15 protein-coding genes are annotated in these 15,946 nt (G+C 67.9%); 10 read left to right on the forward strand and 5 right to left on the reverse strand.

Translation table 11 applies throughout. The features are described 5' to 3' along the window. The first annotated feature begins 39 nt into the window (after positions 1 to 39). Entirely contained in the window at positions 40 to 672 is a 633-nt protein-coding gene (gene upp / locus ABWV23_RS07195; RefSeq protein ID WP_353346443.1) for a uracil phosphoribosyltransferase, read from the forward strand. A 70-nt stretch (positions 673 to 742) separates the two neighbouring features. After that, a complete protein-coding gene (locus ABWV23_RS07200) occupies positions 743 to 2,086 on the forward strand; it encodes an SPOR domain-containing protein (RefSeq protein WP_353346445.1) in 1,344 nt (447 codons plus the stop codon). A gap of 4 nt (positions 2,087 to 2,090) precedes the next feature. On the opposite strand, the gene ABWV23_RS07205 is transcribed toward ABWV23_RS07200, so the two are convergent. Together ABWV23_RS07205 and ABWV23_RS07210 are read right to left on the reverse strand one after the other, a co-directional pair. Beyond that, positions 2,091 to 3,104 (reverse strand): hypothetical protein, encoded by a 1,014-nt coding sequence (locus ABWV23_RS07205; RefSeq protein WP_353346447.1) that lies wholly within the window; start codon positions 3,102 to 3,104, stop codon positions 2,091 to 2,093. Positions 3,105 to 3,212: 108 nt separating this feature from the next. Further along, positions 3,213 to 3,404, reverse strand: coding sequence for a YgaP family membrane protein (locus ABWV23_RS07210; protein WP_353346449.1), 192 nt, complete (start codon positions 3,402 to 3,404; stop codon positions 3,213 to 3,215). A 243-nt stretch (positions 3,405 to 3,647) separates the two neighbouring features. Here ABWV23_RS07210 and ABWV23_RS07215 point away from each other — a divergent pair, with 243 nt between their 5' ends. The 4 genes from ABWV23_RS07215 to ABWV23_RS07230 all read left to right on the forward strand — a co-directional run bounded on the left by ABWV23_RS07215 (position 3,648) and on the right by ABWV23_RS07230 (position 7,510). Then, complete coding sequence (locus ABWV23_RS07215) at positions 3,648 to 3,827, forward strand: GntR family transcriptional regulator (RefSeq protein WP_353346451.1); 180 nt, start codon at positions 3,648 to 3,650, stop codon at positions 3,825 to 3,827. Between the two features lie 182 nt (positions 3,828 to 4,009). Further along, a complete protein-coding gene (locus tag ABWV23_RS07220; RefSeq protein WP_353346453.1) occupies positions 4,010 to 5,161 on the forward strand; it encodes an amidohydrolase in 1,152 nt (383 codons plus the stop codon). Continuing rightward, a complete protein-coding gene (locus ABWV23_RS07225; RefSeq protein ID WP_353346455.1) occupies positions 5,158 to 6,351 on the forward strand; it encodes a diaminopropionate ammonia-lyase in 1,194 nt (397 codons plus the stop codon). The genes ABWV23_RS07220 and ABWV23_RS07225 overlap by 4 nt, the downstream gene beginning before the upstream one ends. Beyond that, positions 6,341 to 7,510, forward strand: a complete 1,170-nt coding sequence (locus ABWV23_RS07230) for a M24 family metallopeptidase (protein WP_353346457.1) — start codon at positions 6,341 to 6,343, stop codon at positions 7,508 to 7,510. Before ABWV23_RS07225 ends, ABWV23_RS07230 begins: the two co-directional genes overlap by 11 nt. 99 nt (positions 7,511 to 7,609) lie before the next feature. On the opposite strand, the gene ABWV23_RS07235 is transcribed toward ABWV23_RS07230, so the two are convergent. Next, complete coding sequence (locus ABWV23_RS07235; protein ID WP_353346459.1) at positions 7,610 to 9,238, reverse strand: AMP-binding protein; 1,629 nt, start codon at positions 9,236 to 9,238, stop codon at positions 7,610 to 7,612. Between the two features lie 83 nt (positions 9,239 to 9,321). Here ABWV23_RS07235 and ABWV23_RS07240 point away from each other — a divergent pair, with 83 nt between their 5' ends. The 3 genes from ABWV23_RS07240 to ABWV23_RS07250 all read left to right on the forward strand — a co-directional run bounded on the left by ABWV23_RS07240 (position 9,322) and on the right by ABWV23_RS07250 (position 11,989). Beyond that, positions 9,322 to 10,248, forward strand: coding sequence for a DMT family transporter (locus ABWV23_RS07240; protein ID WP_353346461.1), 927 nt, complete (start codon positions 9,322 to 9,324; stop codon positions 10,246 to 10,248). Positions 10,249 to 10,263: 15 nt separating this feature from the next. Beyond that, positions 10,264 to 10,941, forward strand: coding sequence for a sulfotransferase family protein (locus tag ABWV23_RS07245; protein WP_353346463.1), 678 nt, complete (start codon positions 10,264 to 10,266; stop codon positions 10,939 to 10,941). 337 nt (positions 10,942 to 11,278) lie between these two features. Beyond that, a complete protein-coding gene (locus ABWV23_RS07250; RefSeq protein WP_353346465.1) occupies positions 11,279 to 11,989 on the forward strand; it encodes a Hint domain-containing protein in 711 nt (236 codons plus the stop codon). A 19-nt stretch (positions 11,990 to 12,008) separates the two neighbouring features. Here the strand turns inward: ABWV23_RS07250 and ABWV23_RS07255 are convergent, their stop codons facing one another. Continuing rightward, positions 12,009 to 13,283 (reverse strand): lytic murein transglycosylase, encoded by a 1,275-nt coding sequence (locus ABWV23_RS07255; protein WP_353346467.1) that lies wholly within the window; start codon positions 13,281 to 13,283, stop codon positions 12,009 to 12,011. 102 nt (positions 13,284 to 13,385) lie between these two features. After that, positions 13,386 to 13,535 carry a hypothetical protein gene (locus ABWV23_RS07260; RefSeq protein ID WP_353346469.1) on the reverse strand — a complete coding sequence of 50 codons (150 nt, stop codon included), beginning with the start codon at positions 13,533 to 13,535 and terminating at the stop codon, positions 13,386 to 13,388. Between the two features lie 513 nt (positions 13,536 to 14,048). Here ABWV23_RS07260 and ABWV23_RS07265 point away from each other — a divergent pair. Further along, positions 14,049 to 15,872, forward strand: coding sequence for an ABC transporter transmembrane domain-containing protein (locus ABWV23_RS07265; protein ID WP_353346470.1), 1,824 nt, complete (start codon positions 14,049 to 14,051; stop codon positions 15,870 to 15,872). Positions 15,873 to 15,946: the final 74 nt, after the last annotated feature.

Raw genomic sequence — 15,946 nt, forward strand, 5'->3', positions numbered from 1 at the left:
GCCTAATAGGGGGATAGGCCTCAAACCGGGAGTGAGAGCATGTCCGAGCATCTGACCGTCGTCGACCATCCGCTGGTCCAGCACAAGTTGACATTGATGCGGGACAAGGGGGCCTCATCGGCCGAGTTCCGGCAGTTGCTGCACGAGATCACCCTGCTCCTGGCCTATGAGATCACCCGCGAGATGCCGATGACCACGCGGGCCATCGAAACCCCGATGGAAGAGATGGACGCGCCGATCCTGGCGGGCAAGAAGCTGGCGCTGGTCTCGATCCTGCGGGCGGGCAACGGCATGTTGGACGGGGTGCTGGAACTGGTCCCCTCGGCGCGGGTCGGTTTCGTCGGGCTTTACCGCGACGAGGAAACCCTGAAACCGGTGCAGTATTACTTCAAGGTGCCCGAGGGGTTGAACAACCGCATGGTGATCGTGGTCGATCCGATGCTGGCCACCGGCAACAGTTCGGCCGCCGCCATCGACCTGCTGAAACAGGCCGGTGCGACCGATATCCGTTTCCTTTGCCTGCTGGCCGCGCCCGAGGGTGTCGCCCGGATGAAGGAGGCGCACCCGGACGTGCCGATCGTCACCGCATCGGTCGATCGGGGTCTGAACAGCAAGGGTTACATCATGCCGGGCCTCGGTGATGCGGGCGACCGGATGTTCGGGACGAAATAAGACGCAACAGATGCCTTTACTGGCGGCGCGAATTGCGGCATCCTTTCCTCCATATCTTGTGGGGGCAGGGATGAATTTAACAAGGGTTATTGCGTATTCCATCATCGCGGCGGCGATTTCGGCGGTTTCAGGGCAGGCTCAGAACCTGCGCAACGCCTCGCCCCCGGCAGAGTTCCCGCCGGCGTCGTTCAGCGGCAAGCAATATGTCGATAGCCGCGGCTGCATTTATATCCGCGCGGGCATCGACGGCAACGTCACTTGGGTGCCGCGCGTCGGTCGTGATCGCAAGCAGGTTTGCGGGTTCAAACCCACCGCCGTGGCTGGGGCCTCGTCGGCGCCGGCGCGGGCCGCCGCATCCAAGCCGGTGGAGATCACGGTTCCCGCCGCGACGCAGGCGACCACGCAAAAGACCCGACCGCTGCCGCCCGCGGTTGCCAATTCGGCCCCTGCGCCCAAGCCTGCCCCGGTTCGGAAACCCAAGGTTGCCGCGGCACCGGTGACCACCGTGCGCCGTCCCGCCCCCGTTGCGCCGGTGGTTGTGACCGCACCCCGAACCCAGGTTCGCAAGCCGGTCGCGACGGCGCCGCGCCCCGCGCCGGCGATCGCGCCGCGCCGGGCCCCGGCCAAGGCCGCCGGTCCCTGTGCCAACGCCTCGGCCTTCAGCCAGCAGTTCATCAATCGCGGCGCGGGCGTGCGCTGTGGCCCGCAGGCCGAACCGCCGGTGACCTATGGACGGGGCTGGGACAAGCACTCATCGCTCGCCCCCGGCGTTTCGCCCGAGACCCGCGCGGTGCCGCGCCATGTCTATGACCAACGGCGCAACACGCGAAACGTGGCGGTCCCCGAGGGGTATCGCGCGGTTTGGAGCGATGACCGCCTCAATCCCCACCGCGCCGAGCGCCAGTTGACCCCGGCACGACCGCGCAGCGGGGCGGTGCCCCCGGCAGGATATCGCGCGGTCGCGCGCGCCGAAGATCGTCTGAACCCGAACCGCGGGCCGCGCAGCCTTGCCGGCGATGCCCAGTCCGACCGGATCTGGACCCGTACCGTGCCGCGCACCCTGGCGCCGCTGCCCACGGACCGTCAGATCGTCAGCGTGCCGCGCACGGTAGCGAAATCGCCGGCCGAAGCGGAGCGCGGGGTCACCCGCCTGTCCACGAGGTCGGCCCCGGTCAAGGCCAGCGCGCCGAACCGTTACGTGCGGGTCGCGACCTTTGGCAGCGAGGCGCAGGCGCGCCAGGTGGCGCAGGGCCTTGCGCGCGGCGGGTTGCCGATGCGGTTGGGCACGGTTCAGCGCGGCGGGGCGACCCACCGCGTGGTTCTGGCGGGTCCGTTCACCAGCACGGCCCAAGCGCACGACGCGCTGCTGCGGGTCCGGGCCGCCGGGTATTCCGGGGCCAGCCTGAACAACTGACCGGTCAGCCGCCGCAAATGCCCTGCAACAGGACCCAGTCGCGGTCGGGCAGAACCGGTGCCGGATCGCGTCCGGCCATCGGGTCGGCCTCGATCAGGCCGAGCACGCTTTCGCCGGTGATGTCGCGGGCATAGGCATAGGGGCTGCTGGGAACATCGGCCTCGGCAAAGGCGGCCAGGATGCTTTCGTCGTCCAGCGCCGGGCGCGGCGCCACCAGCACCCGTTCCGCATAGCTGTCCAGTGCGCCCTGGGTTACGTGGCTGCTGGTCAGCAGTCGGAAGGTGGCCACCGGGCCGCCATGGTCAAGAAACTCGGCCAGCGGATCAAGGTCCTGGGCGCGGGCGCGCTCGACAAGAATGTGGCCGGCGGCGACCGCCGGGTCTTCGTAATCCTCGATCACCGATCTGTTCAGAAGCACGATGCCGCCGGGCAGATGCAGCGCGGCCTTCACCCCGGTGCGCAGCACCACCAGCCGCCTGACCCCGGTCCGCCGGGCCAGCGCGTCCAGCACCGGTCCGGTCTCGGGCGTGGTACAGGCCCGGCCGGCGACCCGCTCGATCCGGTCGAGCAGGGCGGCGCCGATCTCCTGCCGCTTGATCTCGGGCACCACCTGCACCGTGTGGCGCAGCATCGCGCCCGGCAACCACACCAGCAGCACCGCCAGCACCGCCGCCACGCTGGCGCCCACGCCGAACAGTCGCAGACGACCGGGGCGGGGGCGGGCGCGGGAAATCGCCGCGCGCAGCCGCTCGATCGCCTCGATCATCGCGGTTTCGTCCTCGGCCAGTTCCAAGGTTTCGCCGGGGTCGCCGTCGGGGTGATAGATCGCGGGAAAATCGCCGGGATTCTTGCGCTCGACGGCCGCCAGCGACCAATGCGCCAAGGCCCGATCATTCAGGTCGGTGATGGTCAGCGTCGCCTCGCCGATGGAAACAATGATCTCGCGCCGCTGTTCCTCGGGGGTGGGGCGCCACAGCCCGCTGGCCTCCAGCCGCTCATATTCACGCAGCGCCGTCATGTCGCCTGCATCCGCCGTGCCTCTGGGTTTTTTCCCAGATTAACACGGCAAGGGCGGGGGCGGCAAATGGCTTTGCCACCCGGGGCCCGTTCGGGCAAGGGGCCTGGCTTACGCGGGTTTGAACCCCAGCTTGGACATGATCATCGCCGCCGGGCAGAACCCGGTAAAGGCCGACTGGAACAGGTTGGCCCCGACGAAGGCAGTCAGCCACACGAAATAGGGCGACACGAAATAGGTCAGCACCAACGAAAGCAGGACCATGAAGCCAGCGAAAGCTGTAACAGCTTGATTGATTGTCATTTTACGTCACTCCGTTGCACATGCGGCGTATCAATTTCGCCGTTGTATTCAGATTTAGGAATGTAATTGGGATTTTGCAAGGCCGTACTGCGGCGAACCCGCCGAAATGCAGCACGCATCGCGGGTGTCGGGCGCCTTTCGCGGGGGGGGCTGTCAAACGGCGCTTTTCGCGGCGTTGCGGCCCTGTCCCGACGATATCACGCAGGCGCGAAAACCCGTGGTCCTGAATTTGCCCCTCCCCGGTTGCTGGAGCGTCACTATGGAACCTCGGCCCGAACCGGCGACATCTCGATCCGGATGCGCGCCACCCAGCCCGAGGAGGCCGGGATACTGGGGCTGGCGGATTTTCACCCCGGCATCGCGCTGGAGCAGGTGATCCGCGACAGCGCCGGAACCGCCTTCGGTTTCGGCGAACAGATCTGACGCGGCGAAATGGCCGAGTTCACGGCGCAGGCGATTGTCGGAGGTCCCGGTTGAATGTGCGGGATCCGAGGAAAGGATCGGCGGACGGAGCGGATGCGGCGAACATCATCACGGGTGACGGAACCTTCGACGCCGACCCCTCCCTTGTCTAAGCTGCCCGGACAAATGTGAGGAGAGTCGCGATGGCCGAGTTTCATGAACGTCTGACCCGGCTGCGCCGAGAATTTCACGGCACCCCGGAACTGGGCTTTTGCGAGGACCGCACCAAGGCCCGGGTGGCGGCGATCCTGCGCGACCTCGGCCTCGAGGTGCACGAGGGAGTCGGGGTGGTCGGCCTATTGCGCGCCGGCACCGGTAACCGCGCGATCGGGTTGCGGGCCGACATGGACGCGCTGCCGATCCACGAGACCGGCCAGCATGACCATGTTTCGCAGATCCCCGGCGTGATGCACGCCTGTGGCCATGACGGTCACATGGCCATGCTGTTGGGCGCGGCCGAACGACTGGCCGAAACCCGGGATTTCGACGGCACCGTGGTGTTCATCTTTCAGCCCAACGAAGAACATGGGCTGGGCGCGCAGGCGATGCTCGACGAGGGGTTGTTGGAGCGGTTCCCTCTCGAAGAGGTCTATGGCATCCATAACCTGCCCGGCGCGCCGCTGGGCCAGGTCTCGACCCGGATCGGCCAGATCTGCGCCAGCGAGAGCCTGTTCGAGATCGAGATCACCGGTCAGGGCGGTCATGCCTCGATGCCGCATGTGGGGGTCGACACGATCACCGTGGGGGCAGAACTCGTGCTGGCGCTGCAGACCATCGTGTCACGCAAGCTGGCCCCCGGTGCCGGGGCCGTGGTCTCGGTGACGGAATTCCTGACCGACGGGCAGCGCAACGTCCTGCCCGGGCAGGCGACGCTCAAGGGCGACGTGCGCGCGCGCCTGCCCGAGGATCGCAAGGCGGTCGAGCGGTTCATGCGCCAGATCGTCGACGGCGTGGCCGCGACCCATGGCATCACCGCGACGATGCGTTTCCAGACCGAATTCGTCGAGGTCATCAACGCGCCGACCCCGACCGAGGCTGTCGTCCGGGTCGCCCGCGCCCGGGGGCTCGAGATCATCGCGGATCGCAGCCCGATGAGCTTTTCCGAGGATTTCGCGCATTTCTGCAATGCGGTGCCCGGCTGTTTCATCCTGCTCGGCAATGGCGAGAGCGGCCCGCATGGCCAGCCGCTGCATTCCTCCGACTATGACTTCAACGACGCGCTCCTGCCGATCGGTGCGGCCTTCTGGGCCGACCTGGCAAGGGACCGCCTGCCGCTTCGAAAGGATCGATCATGACCGAACAGCTGCCGTCCGGCCAACTGGGCCACGTGGCCGCGATACGCAAGACAGGGGATGCCGCCGAACGCGTCCTCACGCGCGCGGATTTCGCCACCGCCCGCGATGAGATCACCCGATGGGAGGGCTATGCGCCGACCCCTCTGGTCGCACTGTCGGCATTGGCGCGCGAGGTCGGCGTGGCAGAGATCCTTTACAAGGACGAGGGCCCGCGCTTCGGGCTGGGCAGTTTCAAGGCGCTTGGCGGGTCTTATGCCGCGCTGCGGGTGCTGCAACGGGAAATCTCGGCGAAACTCGGTCGCACGGTTTCGCTGGCCGATATCCGCACCGGTAAACATGCCAAGGAGTGTGCCGCAATCACCCTCGTCTCGGCGACCGACGGCAATCACGGCCGCTCGCTCGCCTGGGGCTGCCAACGGTTCGGCGCGCAATGCCGGATCTACATCCACGCCGAGGTCAGCGAGGGGCGCGCCGAGGCGATGCGCGAGCTGGGCGCCGCGGTGATCCGCATCGCGGGCGATTACGACGCCTCGGTCACGCTGGCCCGGCAGGAGGCCGAGGCGAACGGCTGGTTCGTGGTCTCGGACACCTCCTGGCCGGGCTACACGCTTCCGCCGCGCGACGTCATGGCGGGCTATGGCGTGATGGTGCATGAGATCTGCACGGCGCTGGAGCGCCCCCCCAGCCATGTATTCCTTCAAGGCGGCGTCGGCGGTTTGGCCGCCGGGGTCATCGCCAGCCTGCGCCAATACTGGCCGGGGGAATTGCCTCGCGTCGTGATCGTCGAGCCGGAACTGGCCGCTTGCCTGTTCGAAAGCGCCAGGGCCGGTCGCGCCACCAGCGTGCGCATCGAGGAAGAGACGTTGATGGCCGGGCTGTCCTGTGGCGAGCCATCGGAAATGGCCTGGGAGATCCTTGCCGAAGAGGCCGGCGATTTCCTCACCATCCCCGACGCGCTGGTCGCCCCCACCGTGCGGCTGCTGGCGCGCCCGCGCAACGGCGATACCCCGATCGAGGCCGGGGAAAGCGCGGTTGCCGGGCTGGCGGCGCTGATCGCGGCACGGCAGGACTCCCAGCTTTCGGAACGCCTCGGCCTCGACAGCGCCTCCCGCGTTTTGTTGATCGGCTCGGAGGGGGTGACCGACCCCGCGATCTTCAACCGGATCTTGGAGGGCCGCGATGCAACCTGACGCCGGTTCGCGGGGCTTCCCGGAGGCCGAGTTTGCAGCCCGCACCGCGCGGGCCCAGGCGTGGATGGCCGAACAGGGGCTGGCCGGGCTGCTGCTGATGACCGAAGCCGAGGTGCGCTATTTCACCGGATTCCAGACTCTATTCTGGCAAAGCCCGACGCGACCCTGGTTTCTCTTCGTGCCCGCCGAGGGCAAGCCGGTCGCGGTGATCCCGGAAATCGGTGCGGCGCTGATGCGGCAAACCTGGCTGGAGGACGTGCGCACATGGGCGGCGCCGGCGCCCGAGGATGACGGGATCAGCCTGTTGATAGGACTGCTGGACCCGCTCGCGCGCAGCGGGGCGCGGCTGGGGGTGCTCAAGGGGCACGAGACCGCGCTGCGGATGCCCCTTGCCGATTGGGAGAGGTTGATCGCCGCGCTGGCGGGGCTGGAAATCGCCGATGCCACCGGGCTGGTGCAAGGGCTTCGGATGGTGAAATCCGCCGCCGAGATCGAGAAGATCGCGCATATCTGCGCCATCGGGTCGGCCACCTTTGCGCGGGTTCCTTACATGGTCTCGGAGGGGCAGCCGCTGGAGGAGGTGTTCCGCGCGTTTCGCCGCGAGGCCCTCGCGCAGGGGGCCGACGATGTGCCCTATCTCGTCGGCGGGGCGGATCGCGGGGGATATGTCGATTGCATCTCGCCCCCGTCGCGCCGCCCGCTGGCACGTGGCGACGTGCTGATGCTGGATACGGGATGCGTCCGGGATGGTTATTTTTGCGATTTCGACCGCAATTGGGCGATCGGCGCGGCCGACGACAGGGCGCGGCGCGCCTATGACGTGCTGTGGCGCGCGACCGAGGCCGGGCTGGCGGCGGCGCGAACCGGCAACAGCTGCCACGAGTTGTTCGCGGCGATGTCCTCGGTCATCTCGGAACTGGACGACAGTGGCGGTGATATCGGCCGGCTTGGCCACGGGTTGGGCATGCAACTTACCGAGCAGCCGTCGCACATGGCGGGTGTCGAAACGGTGCTGCAGGACAACATGGTGCTGACGCTCGAACCCTCGCTGAGTTACGGCGACGGGTTGATGATGGTGCACGAGGAAAACATCGTCGTGACGCCCCAAGGCGGTCGCCTTTTGACGACCCGCGCCGCCCCCGACCTGCCGGTCATCTGACCACGGGGGGCGAAAGACCGCTGCGCCGGCGTCACGGTCCGGTCCTGTCGCGTGACCCCGCCCGGGCGATCCGGGCGGGCGATCTTGGCGGAGCGTTTGCTAAAGTGCCTTGGCCAGCTTGCGCAGCTCGAACTTCTGGATCTTGCCGGTCGAGGTCTTGGGCAACTCCTGGAACACCACCTTTTTCGGTGTCTTGAAGCCCGAGAGCGACTGGCGGGTGAAGGTGATCAGCGCCGTCTCGTCCTCTGCCGCACCCGGTTTCAGCTCGACAAAGGCGCAAGGCACCTCGCCCCATTTCTCGTCCGGCTTGGCCACCACCGCGGCAAGGTTCACGTCGGGATGCGCCATCAGCGCGTTCTCGACCTCGACCGAGCTGACGTTCTCGCCGCCCGAGATGATCACGTCCTTGGCGCGGTCGGTGATCTGGATATAGCCGTCGGAATGCTGCACCGCGATGTCGCCGGAATGGAAGTAGCCGCCGGCAAAGGCCTCTTCGGTGGCTTCCGGGTTCTTGTAATACCCTTTCATTACGCCGTTGCCGCGCATCATGATCTCGCCCTGGGTTTCGCCGTCCTTCGGGATCTGCCGCATCTGCGCGTCCATCACGGTGATATGTTCGAAGATCGGCATCGCCACGCCCTGCCGGGCCTTGATCGCGGCGCGGTCGTCGCCCTCGAGGTGGTCCCAATGGGTGCCCCAGGTGCATTCGGTGGCCGGACCATAGGTTTCGGTCAGCCCGTAGACTTGGGTCACGTGAAAGCCCATCGGCTCGATCTTGGCGAGGGTGGCGGGGGCGGGCGGCGCGCCGGCGGTGAAGACCTCGACCGTGTGATCGAAGCTGCGCCGCTCCTCCTCGGGCGCGTTGACCAGCGTGTTCAGCACGATGGGCGCACCGCCGAAATGGGTCACCCCTTCGTCGGCGATGGCGTCGAAGATCGCCGGCGCGGTGATGTCGCGGCAGCACACCAGCGTGCCGCCCAGCATCGGCATCATCCAGGTGTGGCACCAGCCGTTGCAGTGAAACAGCGGCACGATGGTCAGGTAGGTCGGCCGCAGCACCATGCGCCAGCTCAAGATCTGGCCCATCGCGTTCAGATAGGCGCCGCGATGGTGATAGACCACGCCCTTGGGCCGCCCGGTGGTGCCGGAGGTGTAGTTGAGCGCGATGCTCTCCCATTCGTCCTGCGGCATGATCCAGTCGAAGTCATGCTCGGCATTGCCCAGCAGCGTCTCATAGGTGGTATGGCGTCCGGTCGCCGGATGGCCGGCGTGGGGATCGGGCACCTCGATCAGGATCGGCTTGTGCCCCTCCATCTGGTCGAGGGCGGCCTCGGCCAGCGCGATGAACTGGCTGTCGGCCAGCAGGACCCTGGCGCCGCCGTGATCGAGGATATAGGCCACCGTGCCCACGTCGAGCCGGGTGTTGATGGTGTTGAGCACCGCGCCACAGGCGGGCACGCCGAAATGCGCTTCGGCCTGGGAGGGGAGGTTGGGGATCAGCGTCGCCACCACGTCGCCGGGTTTCACCCCCAGCCCGGCCAGCGCCGAGGCCAGCCGTGTCACCCGGTCGTAATACTCGGCATAACTCTTGCGGTGGTGGGGGCCATAGACCACCGCCAGCTCGTCGGCATAGACATGCGCCGCGCGCTTCAGAGCCGATAGCGGCGTGAGCGGCACGTAGTTCGCCGCCGTCTTGCCAAGCCCGGTTTCATCCGTCATCCATCCCATGTGTTTTCCTCCTGTTCGCGCAGCACGTGTCGCGTTCCGTCGCGATAGTGCGCTGCCTGCCTCTCGATGAAAAGCCCATGACGATGCCAACGACAAAGCCGATGACCCTGCCAGAGCCGTCCCGGCCCCTGACCGCCGCCGCACTGATGATTTGCGCCATGGCGATCATCGGGGTGATCGACAATTTCATCGTGATCCTGGCCGAGGAAATCGGGCTGTGGCAGTTCCACCTGGTGCGTGCGGTCATGGCGCTGCCGCTGGTGGCGGCGATGGCGGCGCTGGGGCTGGGGCGGCTGCTGCCGCGACGGCCGGGCCGGGTGGCGGTGCGCTCGGTCCTGGTGGCGGTGTCGATGCTTTTCTATTTCTCGGCGCTGGCGATCATGCCGATCGCCCAGGCACTGGCGGGCCTGTTCACCTCGCCGATCTTCATCCTGCTGGTCACCGGGCTGGGGATGGGACAGCGTATCGGTCCGTGGCGCATCCTGGCGGTGGCGGTGGGGTTCGCGGGCATCCTTTTCGTGTTGCAACCCGATCCGGGTAATTTTGACTGGCGTATCCTGGTGCCGGTGGCCGGCGGGTTTTTCTACGCGCTGGGGGCGATTGCCACCCGCAGCCTTTGCGCCGGCGAAAGCACGGTGGCGCTGCTTGCCGGCATGATGCTGGCGCTTGGGCTGATGGGGGCGACCGGCCTAAGCTGGCTGGCGCTGTTTCCGGTCGACACCGGTCCGGGGGCCGAAGGGTTCGTCAACCGGGGCTGGGTCTGGCCGATGCAGCGCGCCTTGCCCTGGGTTGTCGTGCAGGCGGTGGGATCGGTCGCCGGGGTGTTCCTGGTCATCAAGGCCTATCAGCTGGGCGAGCCGTCCTACGTGTCGGTCTTCGAGTATTCGGTGATGGGGTTCGGTCCGCTTTTCGCCTGGCTCGCCTATGGGCAGGCGGTGGGGCTGTGGCAGGCGGTCGGAATCGCCCTGATCGTCGCGGCGGGGGGCATCATTGCGGTGCGGTCGAAATAGGCTAGGCTCGCTGCCATGATCCTCAGCCCCGGGCGCGGTTACGTCTTCATCCATATCCCGAAAACGGGGGGCACGGCGCTGGCGCTGGCGCTGGAGGGGCGCGCGATGAAAGATGACATCATGCTGGGCGACACCCCGAAGGCGCGCCGTCGTCGGCGCCGGGTGCAGGGGGCGCCGGCGCGCGGGCGGCTGTGGAAGCATTCGACGTTGGCCGATATCGAGGGGTTGGTGCCCGATGCGGTTCTTGACGGTTTGTTCGCCTTCACGCTGGTACGCAACCCTTGGGACCGGGCGGTCAGCTATTACCACTGGCTGCGCGGGCAGCGGTTCGACCATCCCGCCGTCGGGTTGGCCAAGCGGTTGGAATTCAACGATTTCATTCTGCATCCGGAGACCCGCGCGGGGTTTCGCGACACCCCGGCGGCGTCTTATATGCGGCGCGCGGACGGGCGCGAGCACTGCGACGCCTACATCCGGATCGAGCGGTTCAAGGAGGACGCCGCGCCGCTGTTCGCGCATCTGGGGTTTCGGCTGGAGCTGCCGCGCGCCAACCGCTCCGACCGGCCAAAGGATTACCGTACCGCCTATGCCCCTCCGGCGGCCGAGGCGATTGCCGAGGTGTGCGCCGAGGACATCGCGCGGTTCGGGTATCGCTTCGACCAGGACCCTTCACCCCTGTCATCCCGGGCCTGACCCGGGATCCGCCTGTCAGGTCCAAAGACCCCGGCTCGCTGGCCGGGGTGACAACGGTGTGCTTTTGGCCTCCTGTCATCCCGGGCTTGACCCGGGATCTGTCTGAGGCGTCCCGGGGCCCCGGCTCGGGGCCGGGGGGGCAACGGTGGGGGATGTGGGCGCGCGCCGCCCTTTCGGCACCAATTCCCGTCGGAACCGTCGCATCATGTGCCGGTGCGAAACAATGCCACGACCTTTCCTTTTTTCCGGCCCATGGCGGGCACCCTGATCGCGTCATGTGAGGGACAACAAACGACCGGGCGCCGATCGAGCGCCTGCCCTGGGGAAGGCCGAAGACATGCTGCGATTGATCAAGGGGCTCATCAAAGCCGACACCGTCCCGGACGAGCGGGAAAACGCACCGGAGGGGATGCTGATCACCGGCACCGCCGGGCTGGTCGCGGGAACGCAGGTGGCCACGGAAACCGGCTGGCGCCCGGTCGAGACGCTTTGCACCGGCGACCGCCTCCTGAGTTTCGACAACGGGGTACAGCCGATCACCGACCTTCAGCGCGAGCATCTGGGCGCGGTCGCGGCGGGGCACCCGGTGGCGGCGCTGCAGGCGGTCAAGGTGCCGGTGGCCGCCCTGGGCAACGATGCCCCGTTCTGGCTGATGCCGGACCAGGGGGTGCTGCTGGAAAGCGACAAGGCGCTGGAGATTCTCGGGGATCCTTTCGCGCTGGTGCCCGCCCGCGCGCTGGTCGGCGTCAACGGTATCCGCCTTGACGCGCCGGGCGGCGGTGTCAGTGTCACCACCCTGGCCTTTGCCCGTGATGAGGCGATCTATACCGCCGGGGGGCCGCTGCTCTATTGCCCGCGCCCGCGCACCGTGATCGGCGAGGAGGAAGGCAATGACATGAGCTTTTTCTCGGTCCAGACCTTGCAGAGCGCGCGCTACCTGGTTCGGTCGCTGGTCGAGGCGCGCGGTGCCCGTGGCCTCTGCGCCGCACCGGAAGAGATCGATTGGCAATTGCCGCCCCTGCCCGGCGTCCGTCCGCTGGCCAGCTAGGGCGCGCCGCCCGCCGCGCTCAGGGCACCAGCACCGCCGTCATCCCCTTGTCCGGGAAACAGGTCGGGCTGCGCCCCGTCGCCGCCTGCCAGCGGCCGATGGAACGGCGGGTCTTGAACCCCGGCAGCCCGTCGGCACCGCCGACATCGTGGCCCTGTTTCTCCAACGCCCGCTGCATCGCCGCGATGTCCGACCGGTAGAGCCCGCCGACATTCCCCCAACCGGCGCTGAAATCGCCCATGCCATACTGGATGCGGTCGCCCACGTGACCGACGAAGAGCGCGTAGAGATCGCTCATGTTGTAATCCTTCAGCACGTAGAAATTCGGCGTCACGATAAAGGCCGGCCCGTGCCGCCCGGCGGGCATCAAGAGATACCCCTCGCCGCGCTGCTCATGCGCCGGGAACGCGCGGCCTGATGTGCGCGTGACCCCCATCGCGGCCCAATCGGCGATGCTGCGGCCCTGGTCCGGCCCCTCCAGCGTGCAGGAGATTGAGGGTGGAACCACCACCTCGAACCCCCAGTCGCGCCCGGCAACCCAGCCGTGGCGCTGCAGGTAGGCGGCGATCGAGGCGATGGTATCGGCCTCAGACCCCCAGATATCGGCACGCCCGTTGCCGTCGCCATCGGCGGCGAAGCGCAGGAAGCTGGACGGCATGAACTGGGGCTGTCCGAGGGCGCCGGCCCAGCTGCTTTTCATACCGCGGGGGCTGACATGGCCGGCCTCGGCGATCTGCAGCGCGGCGATCAACTCGTCGGTGAAATAGGGCGCCCGCGTGGACATGAACCCCTTGGTGCCCAGCACCTCGAAGGCGTCGTGGCGGATCGCAACCTTGCCGTAGCCGCTCTCGCGGCCCCAGATGCCCAGGATGATGCGCCCGGGAACGCCGGTGGCCTGTTCCACCTGCGCCAGCGTGCGCGCGTGTCGCTTGGCCATCTGCCGCCCGACCGAGGCGGCACCCCGCACCGCGCCGGGGCTGAAATACTTGCCCGGCGCGCCGAATTCGGCCTGTCGCTGGCGCTTGGGGGTTTTCGGCCGGGTGCCGGGGGGCACCAGATCGGGCAGGTCCCAGTTCAGCCGGACCCCGGAAAACGCCGCGTCGAATGTGGCGCGCGAGACGCCCTTGGCCCGGGCCTGCGGCCAGACCGTCCGCTCCAGCCAGGTCTGGAACTGCGCCTCGACCCGGCCCTGGTTCTGGGCGCTGGCCTCGGGCGGCGCGACGAGCAGAAGCAGCACCAGGAGGATGACCCGCGCCAGGGCGCGCACGGCACGGCGGATAGCAGGTGACAACATGGTTCTGATGATGTGCCTCATTGGTCCCTCATCCCCAAGTTCTAAGGGCAAATTCTCCACCGTCCAAGCGAAAGCACCGCAGGCCCGTCGTCGGCGCGGGGTTCAGGCGGCGGTGTCGCCGCCGACACCGGAGCGCACCAGCGCATCGACCAGTGCGCGGGCGCTGCGGGGCAGGGGGGCGCGGTCACGCAGGGCGATGCAGCGGTCGCGCAGCGCCCGGTCATCGGACAGCCGCACCAGGCTCAGGCGCATGGTGCGGGCGTGGCGCCGGTCTCGCCACTCGCGCAATCGTCCTTGAGGAAATCGACCTGCCGCAGGATCAGCCGGGCAGGGCGCCACTATCGAGGTCTCCATGCGCGAGGCGCTGGCCGAGTGGATGAGCTATTCGATGTATTACGCCCATGACAGTGCGCCGCCCCGGCCCGCGCCGGGGCCAGTCATGCCACGATCTTTCCCTACGGTCCGTTCTCGGCGGGTGACGGCACAATCGTGATCCCCGGGCTTCAGAACGAACGGGAGCGTTTTTTTCGGCGGGGTGTTGCAGCAGCCCGGGTTGAAGCAGGATGCGCGGTCCGACAGCCACGCGCGGCGCACCGCCAACCGGGAGGCGCTGAGCGCCCTGATCGTCACCGCCTTTGCCGATCTGACCGGGTCCGCTCCAGGCGCGGCAACTGGCCGCTTGACCCGCGCCGCCGGCGCGGCCATGAAACGGCCCACCGATGATGGGCCGGCCGCGCCGCCCTTTCCCAAGCCAAAGGAGCCACCATGGCCCGCGCCGCAACCGCCCGATCCGCCCCGCCGCCCGCCCCCGGCCAGGAGGAGGAACGCGCAAGGTCGCGGAAAATCGGCATTCTCGCCGCGCTCTGGCCCTTCATGCGGCCCTACCTGGGGTTGATGCTCGCCGCCGGGGTGGCGCTGGTCTTCACCTCGATGGTCTCGTTGACTCTGCCGCTTGCGGTGCGCCGGGTGGTCGACAATTTCCGCGACGGTTCGACCGAACTGCTGGATCATTATTTCCTTGCCGCGCTCGGCATCGCGGCGCTGCTGGCGGTGGGCACCGGGCTGCGCTACACGCTGGTGACCAAGCTGGGCGAGCGCGTCGTCGCCGACATTCGCAAATCGGTCTTTGACCGCGTCATCGGCATGAGCCCGCAGTTCTTCGAAAGGATCATGACCGGCGAGGTGCTCAGCCGCATCACCACCGACACCACGCTGATCCAGTCGGTGATCGGTTCGTCGATCTCGATCGCGCTGCGCAACCTGCTGATCTTCGTCGGCGGGCTGGTGCTGATGCTGGCGACCTCTGCCAAGCTCACCGGCATGGTGCTGTTGATCGTGCCGGCGGTGGTGGTCCCGATCCTTGTGCTGGGCCGCCGGTTGCGCGCCATCAGCCGCGAGAACCAGGACTGGATCGCCGCCTCCTCGGGCAACGCGGGCGAGGCGTTGGGCGCGGTGCAGACGGTTCAGGCCTTTACCCACGAGGGCGAGAGCCGCGCCCGCTTCTCAGAGATGACCGAAACCTCCTACCAGGTCTCGCAGCGCCGCATCCTCACCCGTGCTCTGCTGACTGTGATCGTGATCTTTTTGGTGTTCACCGGCATCGTCGGCGTGCTCTGGATCGGGGCGCATGACGTGCGCGCCGGCGCCATGACCGAGGGCGCGCTGGTGCAGTTCGTGATCTACGCGGTGCTGGTGGCGGGTTCGGTCGCCGCCCTGTCCGAGATCTGGAGCGAGCTGCAGCGCGCCGCCGGTGCCACCGAGCGGTTGGTGGAGCTGTTGCAGGCCACCGACACCGTCAACGACCCTGCCGCTCCCGCGGCGCTGCCGTCCCCGGTGCGCGGCGCCATTGGTTTTGACGGCGTCACTTTCCGCTATCCGTCGCGGCCCGACACTGTCGCGCTGGACGACATCAACCTTCGGATCGCCCCGGGCGAGACGGTGGCCTTTGTCGGCCCCTCGGGCGCGGGCAAGACCACCATCATCCAGCTTGTCCTGCGGTTTTACGACCCCGAGACCGGGCAGGTCACTCTCGACGGCGTGCCGCTGACCGGGATGACCCGCGCCGAGTTCCGCCGCGCTGTGGCGCTGGTGCCGCAGGATCCGGTGATCTTTGCCGGCTCGGCACGCGACAACATCCGTTTCGGCCGGCTTGATGCCAGCGATGCCGAGGTCGAGGCCGCCGCCCGCGCTGCCGCCGCGCATGACTTCATCACCGCGCTGCCGCAGGGCTATGACAGCTACCTGGGTGAACGCGGCGTGATGCTCTCCGGCGGGCAGAAACAGCGCATCGCCATCGCACGGGCCATCCTGCGCGACACCCCGGTGCTGCTGCTGGACGAGGCGACCAGCGCGCTGGACGCCGAAAGCGAACTGGCGGTGCAGCAGGCGGTCGACGACCTCAGCCAGACCCGCACCACCCTGATCGTCGCCCACCGCCTGGCCACGGTGAAAAAGGCCGACCGCATCGTGGTGATGGACCAAGGCCGCATCATCGCCATGGGCACCCATGACGAACTGGTCGCCGGTGGCGGCCTCTACGCCCGCCTCGCGCGGCTGCAGTTCACCGACGGGGCGATCGCGGCGCAATAGGAACAGGGGGACGCGACGCCCGCGCCGCCGCCCCATCCCGGGCCCCTGTCATCCCCGCGAACGCGGGGGGGGGG

It is taken from the genome of Aquicoccus sp. SU-CL01552 (genome assembly GCF_040365005.1).
GTDB lineage: Bacteria > Pseudomonadota > Alphaproteobacteria > Rhodobacterales > Rhodobacteraceae > Antarcticimicrobium.